Genomic DNA, 7,218 nt, shown 5'->3' on the forward strand with positions numbered 1-7,218 from the left:
GAGAGCAACACCTACGTGACCGTTACCAATGATTCAGCCTGGTTCGGCAATATCGCCCAGAACGACTCTGCCCTGTCAAATCCGTACTACGTGTTCAATGTCGCGAGCAACACGCCCAATAACACTCCGGTAAATTTCACGCTCCAGTTCCATGATTTCAACGATTCGATCTGGACTTCTTACAAAACGCTGACCGTCTATGCGCCGGTGCTCACTTATCAAAGCAACCAGGTCACGGGCGGGAACGGCAACGGCATCCTTGATCCGGGCGAAACCGCCAATATCATCGTTACGATCAAGAACGAAGGCGGCGCAATCGCCAACAGCGTGACATCAAGGTTAAGGGAAGCATCGACGTACATCACGGTCTCGGATTCGTCCGGCAACTTCGGGAACATCAACCCCGGCAATACGGCTACTAATAATGGTGATCCCTATACGGTCACTGCCAGCGCTGCCACGCCCATCGGCACGGCGGTCCCGTTCGATGTCGAGGTGCGTTCCGGCATTTACTGCGACACGCTGACATTCTCGCTGAACGTCGGCAAGATGATGCCCAGCGATACGGGTTATTACTATACATACTGGTCTCACGGTCCTTATGCCCAGTGCCCGGTTTATTCCTGGTACGCGATCGATACGACACAATCAGTGCATGTCGGAACGCCGCTTGATTTCGGCGACGACCAGACCAGCACCGTGACCCTGCCGTTCACGTTCCAGTACTACGGCGTGAACTATACCCAGGTCTCGATCTGTTCCAATGGCTGGCTCGCGCTGGGTTCGACCACGAGCACGGACTATACGAACAGCGGCATTCCCAACACGGATGGTCCGCCGGCGATGGTCGCCGGTGTATGGGACGACCTGTATCCGGGAACGGCGGGCGAACCGGCGTGTCTGTATTATTACAATGACGCGACCAATCACCGGTTTGTGGTCGAGTGGTTCAAGGTTCCCCACATCAGCTATCCGTTGACGCAGGAAACATTCGAGATCATTCTCTACAACGAAGCCTACTATCCGACGCCGACCAATGACGGTGAGATCATCGTCCAGTATCAAAACGCGATGAAGGAGACGGACAATACGTGCGGTATCGAGAACAGCGCCCAGACCGTCGGCATCCAGTACTTCCTGGAAGGTGCATACCACACACTAGGCGTGCCGATCACTGACACGTTCGCCTTGAAGTACACGACCGTAAAACCGTCGCTCATCGGTATCGAGGAAGAGAATGCGCTGGCCGCGCTTGTCAACAAAGAACTGCTGGCAGTCTGTCCCTCGGTCGGTGCGGGCAGGTTCAACATCGCCTACAGCATCAAGCCGGGGGCCAGCGATATCAGCCTCAGGATCTACGATGCCTCGGGCCGGCTCGTCAAGACGTTCAATGATTTGGCGAACGGGCCGTTCTGCCAGGTCACCTGGAACGGCGATGACGACGCGGGACGCAGCGTATCCACCGGCATCTACTTTGTCCGCCTTAACATGGACAACGTCAAGGTAGTGGATAAAGCGGTACTGTTGAGATAACTACCGAAAACATCAATGTCCCCCGGCTGGACCTGTTTCCGCCGGGGGACATGTCATTCTGTACTAGGAAAATTCGAAACTAAAAAGGAGGTTCGATGCAAATCCTAGCTTTACTAATGGTTTTTTCAGCCCTGCCGCCAGTACCGGGCAGGATCACGCCGGATCTGATACCGGTCATGGAAACCGCCGTAACCGGAGAGAAGATCACGGTAATCGTTCACATGAATACCGAGTATCCGTACGCTGCCGTCGAGTCCATGCACTACACCGAGATCTGCGAGGTATTCAAAAATGTCGCGGAGAATTCGCAAAAGGATATCGTAAAGTTTATCCGTTCTCTGCCCGATAACCAGGCGGAAATGGGCGGCCAGTACTGGATCTTCAATGGTTTTCACGTCAAAGCGACCAAAGAAGTGATCCAGGAGCTCGCCGGTCGCGACGATGTCTGGTTCATCTGCAATAACGGCACCGCGCACATCATCGCCGAAAAAAGCAAAGATAATTACCCTCTGGTCGCCGAGTGGAACATCCAGAAGATCCAGGCTGATTCATGCTGGCTTGCCGGTTTTAGCGGCAGCGGCATAATTCTCGGTCAACTTGACACCGGAGTTCTGACCACGCACGCAGCGCTGACCGGCAAATGGCTTTCTCCCTACTGGTATGACGGCGTTAACGGTCAGACAAGCCCTTACGACGACAACGGTCATGGTACGCACACCATGGGTACGATCTGCGGCGGCGACGGTTTCGGCGCGTTTACCGATGACGTCGGTGTCGCTTACGGCGCGCAGTACATTCCCACCAAGGCTTTCGACTCTGGCGGATCGGGCTCGTACACCGCGATCGACGCCTGCATGCAGTACCTGGCAGACCTGAAATCCGGCGGCGTAGACATCCGCGCGATCGGCAATTCCTGGAGCGGCGGCGGTTCTGATCTTCATTTCTGGACATACACACTGAACTGGAAAACACTGGGCATTCTGCCGGTCTTCTCGAACGGCAATTCGGGGCCAGGTGCGGGCACGGTCGGCGCGCCGGCGAGCTATCCGCTGTCGCTAGGCGTCGGTTCGACCAATAGTTCTGACGCGGTTTCAGGTTACTCCTCGCGTGGTCCGGCACCGAACATCGATCCCATCAACAACCCCACGTACTGGTATTATCCGACTTGGAACCTGTTGAAACCCGATGTATCAGCGCCCGGTGAAAACGTTCGCTCCAGTTGGAACAACGGCGGTTACAACACGATCAGCGGCACATCCATGGCATCGCCCCATGTCACGGGCGGCACGGCCGTGCTCCTGCAAAAAAATCCCGCTCTTACCGTTACCGAGCTTTACGACCTGTTCCGTAACTACTGCGACCAGCCCTCGGGCGGCGGATCATACCCCAACTATAATTACGGCTGGGGACGGATCAACCTCTGGAAGTCCCTGCAGGCTATCCCCGCGGGCAGTGTGCCAAACGTTATCATCAGCCGGACCGTGGTCACGGGCGGTAATGGCAACGGACAGCTCGATCCCGGTGAGAACGCGGGCATCGTAAACTATCTGAGGAATAATGGCTCGGTCACGGCAACCAATACCAATGGCACGCTGAGAACGGCCGACGCGTACGTTACGATCACTGATTCCATGTTCAATTTCGGCAACATCGCGGCCGGCGATTCCGCCAATAACAGCGGAGATCCCTTCGATGTCACGGTATCGGCCTCCTGTCCCAACGGGCATACCGCCGCTTTCAACCTCTACATCGTTTGCGCCGAATCATCCTGGACCCGTAGTTTCAACTTGATAATCGGTACGCCCGGCCTTGATTATGCCACGCACGATGTGGGCAACTGCAAGCTGTCGGTCACCCGCTACGGCGCGATCGGGTTCATGTCATCGGCCGCGACCCAGGGCGTGGGGTTCGTCTACCCGTCATCCGGTGCGAATCACATCTTCTATGCAGGATTTGCCGCCGGCAACAGTTCCAGCTACTGCGTCGACCGTTACTATGAATCCACCAATGTCGACGATGACGACTGGAACACGACCACTGACCCCGACGGCACGGTCCACATGTACGAACCGTGGCAGAACAATATCGATGAGTACGCGACTGCCGGTTACGATGATTCAGGTCATCCCTCGCCTCAGGGGCTGGTGTGCGAACAGTATTCCTGGGCATGGGATGATGCCACGGCCAATGATTTCGTGATCATGAAGTTCGTCCTGCGGAACGACGGGTCTTCGACGATCAGCAACCTGAACGCCGCGGTGTTCGTGGACTGGGATATCGGCGATTACATGAACAACCAGGGTTCATCCGAAGCGGCTCGAAACTTGACCTGGATGTACGAAACCACGCCGTACGTCGGCGTGGAGATCCTTGATCCGCCGCGCACCACGCCGGCACGCAACCTCTCGTTCATCGATCATGACACCTACATCTACCCGTACGGCGGACTGCCGGACAATTACCAGATCCAGTTCATGGACGGTACGATCTCATTGCCTGCTTCAAGCTACGCTTATGACTGGTCGACCTGCAACTCAGCCGGTCCGTTCACGCTGGCGCCGGCCGGGACTCAGATCGCGGCGTTCGCGATACTTGGCGGCAATAATCTATCTGACCTGCAGGCTAACGCGGACACTGCCTACAACCGCTACTGGAACTGGACCGAAGTGCAGGAAGGTACTCAGCCGAAATTCATTGCGAAGATGACGGTATTGCCCGCGGTTTCCACGGGGCATTTCGATCTCCAATACAGCTTGAGCGCCATTAACCCGCTGAATATAAAGGTCTTTGATGCTTCGGGCCGGCTGGTAAAGGAACGATCGCTCAACCCGCCGGCAAAAACCGGATCTCTTGGCGTCGACCTTGGCGACTCTCCTCAGGGCATCTACTTCATAACCATGGAATCCGGCAACCAGACCAGCACCGAAAAGGTCATCAAACTGCACTAATACTGCTTCACTACATTGCGGATAGATCAAAAAGACGGGCCCGGGGTTCTTATTACCCCGGGCCTGGGGTTCATGGACCGCTTCGATCCTATTTTTATCTCTGTTTGTTCTTTATATAAAAAAACGCACCCATGGACGCCTCTGCCCCGTCCGCGCAGGCGGTCACGATCTGCCTTAAACCTTTGGACCGGATATCGCCGGCCGCGAACACGCCGGTCAGGTTAGTTTCCATATCCTTGTTGGTCAGGATAAACCCGTGTTTATCAAGTTTGATCGTATCCTTAAAATACCCGCTATTCGGCACCAATCCCGCGTAGATGAATATCGCGTTTACCTTAATATCCTGTTCGATGGCGCTCGCGTTGTCCCGAACAGTAACCGATTCAACCAGATCCTTTCCATTTATCCGGACTACCGCATGGTTAAGCAGGAACTTCGCGTGCGGCTGGTCCTCGAGTTCCTTTTGAAGAACCTGGTCGGCTGTTATATAAGGAAGCATTTCAATAAATGTAACGCTTTTGACAAAATTTAAAAGGAACCGTCCTTCCTGCAAACCGGAATTGCCGCAGCCGACAACCGCGACATCTGCGCCTTTGAACAGGGGACCGTCGCAGGTCGCGCAGTAGGTCACGCCCCGGCCCCGCAGTTCCTTCTCTCCCGGGACCTGCAACATTTTCGGGTAGGTCCCGGTTGCGATGACAAGCGCCGTGCTTCTGTATTCACCGCGGTCCGTATATACCAGGATACCATTAGTATCCTTCTTAATTTTATCCACGGCTGCGTGCAGGATCCTGGTGCCAAAACGCTGAGCCTGCCTGGTCATGAGCTCGCCGATCTCGATCCCTTTTATACCCTCGGGAAAACCGGGAAAATTCTCGATTCTATCGGTCGTTGCGGCCAGGCCGCCCGCCAGTCCCCTCTCGATCACGGCAACTTTCAGACCGGCTCGCGCTCCGTAAATGGCCGCAGTCAAGCCGGCCGGTCCCGCGCCGATGACGATCAGATCATATGTCATGGTGACCTCAATTCCCCAGATGAACCCTTATCCCGCTTAATCAAGTTTCTATCTTACTTTGATTATCTTCTTGGCTATTTTGCCGTCCATTTCCAGAAAATATATTCCCGGCGATATATTCAACGGTCGAATTGTACGACCCGTGATATCAAAAATCCTACATTTTTTATCGCGGGGCAATATTATCGCGCCGCTAATAATAGTTGCAGCAATATTTATTTGTTGAACCGATTTGATAGCAGCATCATCAATACTTTGCTCAGGTCCAGTCTTCATAAGATAAAAATCATAATTACCTGAGCCAAAGGAATTCGTAAAGCCTGCCACCATATAGCCTTGATCACTTGTATGCTTTACTGTAAATCCAATATCATCATGACTACCGCCACAGGTTAGAACCCATAAGGAATCTCCATCTGTATTAATTTTCCAGAGACAAAGATCTAGGTTGGATGGCAATAATGATAATCCACCAGCAATAATATAATTACAATCTATCGTTTCTTGAATTGAATATGCTATGTCATACGATGGCCCTCCATATAATTTCGTCCACAGTGTATCACCATTTGTATTTAATTTCAATATTAATATATCATCACATCCAGCACCATAGGAATATGTCCACCCCACAACCAGATAATAGTGATCAGATGTCTCGATAACATCACATGCTTTATCCATTAGAGGACCACCATAAACAAAAGTCCACAATGTATCACCAAGCGAATCTGTCTTAATGATATATGCATCATAATTCCCAGCACCAAATGACCTGGTCCAAGCAGCAATAATATAACCACCGTCCGATGTAGTGCTAACCTCATATGCTTGGTCATTATCGATCCCACCAAATGTCTTTGTCCACATTGTATCACCAAGTGAATCAGTTTTTACAAGGTATATGTCAAAGCTATCAGCACCAAATGCATTCGTCATTCCTGCAAGAATATAACCACCATCCGATGTTTGCTCAATACCGCTTGCTGACTCAATGCCAACTGAATCACCAATCATTTTTGTCCACATTATATCACCAAGTGAATCAGTTTTTACAAGATAAATGTCAAAGTTATCAGCACCAAATGCATTCGTCATTCCTGCAAGAATATAACCACCATCCGATGTCTGTTGTCCGGCATAACAAAATTCATCACCAATCCCGCCATAAACTTTTGTCCACAATGTATCACCAAATGGATTCGTTTTTACCATATAAAAATCATAATCACCTCCACTAAATGAGTTGGATTGGCCAAAAATGACATAACCACCATCGGTTGTCTGTTGAGCAGCCCTTCCCCAACTTCTTTCATCACCTACACCACCATAGGTTCGCGTCCATAATGTATCTGGTATTTGGGCATAACAAAAAACCAAAAATATTAAATTCACAGAGAATAAAATAACTTTTGATGTATTAGACATATAATCTTATTAATCTCCAGTATATTTTACATTTCCTAAAAGAATTGTCAAGATGAACTATTGCAGATATTTTGCTATTCTATTAAGCACAACAGTTGATTGGAGGATGACTTGTTCCAGTGCATAAACTGCAGGTGGTCGCAACTGTTGGCCATTGGGGTCAGCCCTCGAAATTAGAAATTATCTTTTTGACATAGAAGTTTATTTTTTTATCAACCGCCATCAATCGCTCAATCTGCAAACCCGCCTTACTCACCGCGGAAAACCGCAGGCCCACCACCTCGCCAATCTCAC

At 51.4% G+C, this 7,218-nt stretch carries 4 protein-coding genes; 2 read left to right on the forward strand and 2 right to left on the reverse strand.

Features of this window, described 5'->3' with window-relative positions:
• The coding region (locus VF399_01790; GenBank protein HEX7319071.1) for a FlgD immunoglobulin-like domain containing protein at positions 1-1,533 on the forward strand (1,533 nt) is incomplete at its 5' end.
• A 95-nt stretch (positions 1,534-1,628) separates the two neighbouring features.
• Entirely contained in the window at positions 1,629-4,481 is a 2,853-nt protein-coding gene (locus VF399_01795) for a S8 family peptidase (GenBank protein HEX7319072.1), read from the forward strand.
• Positions 4,482-4,575: 94 nt separating this feature from the next.
• Here VF399_01795 and VF399_01800 read toward each other — a convergent pair whose 3' ends face one another.
• Together VF399_01800 and VF399_01805 are read right to left on the reverse strand one after the other, a co-directional pair.
• Positions 4,576-5,496, reverse strand: a complete 921-nt coding sequence (locus VF399_01800; GenBank protein ID HEX7319073.1) for an FAD-dependent oxidoreductase — start codon at positions 5,494-5,496, stop codon at positions 4,576-4,578.
• Between the two features lie 48 nt (positions 5,497-5,544).
• Positions 5,545-6,924: a hypothetical protein gene (locus VF399_01805; protein HEX7319074.1), complete on the reverse strand. Its 1,380-nt coding sequence runs from the start codon at positions 6,922-6,924 to the stop codon at positions 5,545-5,547.
• Positions 6,925-7,218: the final 294 nt, after the last annotated feature.

It is taken from the genome of bacterium, assembly GCA_036382775.1.
Taxonomy (GTDB): domain Bacteria; phylum Hydrothermota; class Tepidihabitantia; order SM23-42; family JAOAFX01; genus DASVHD01.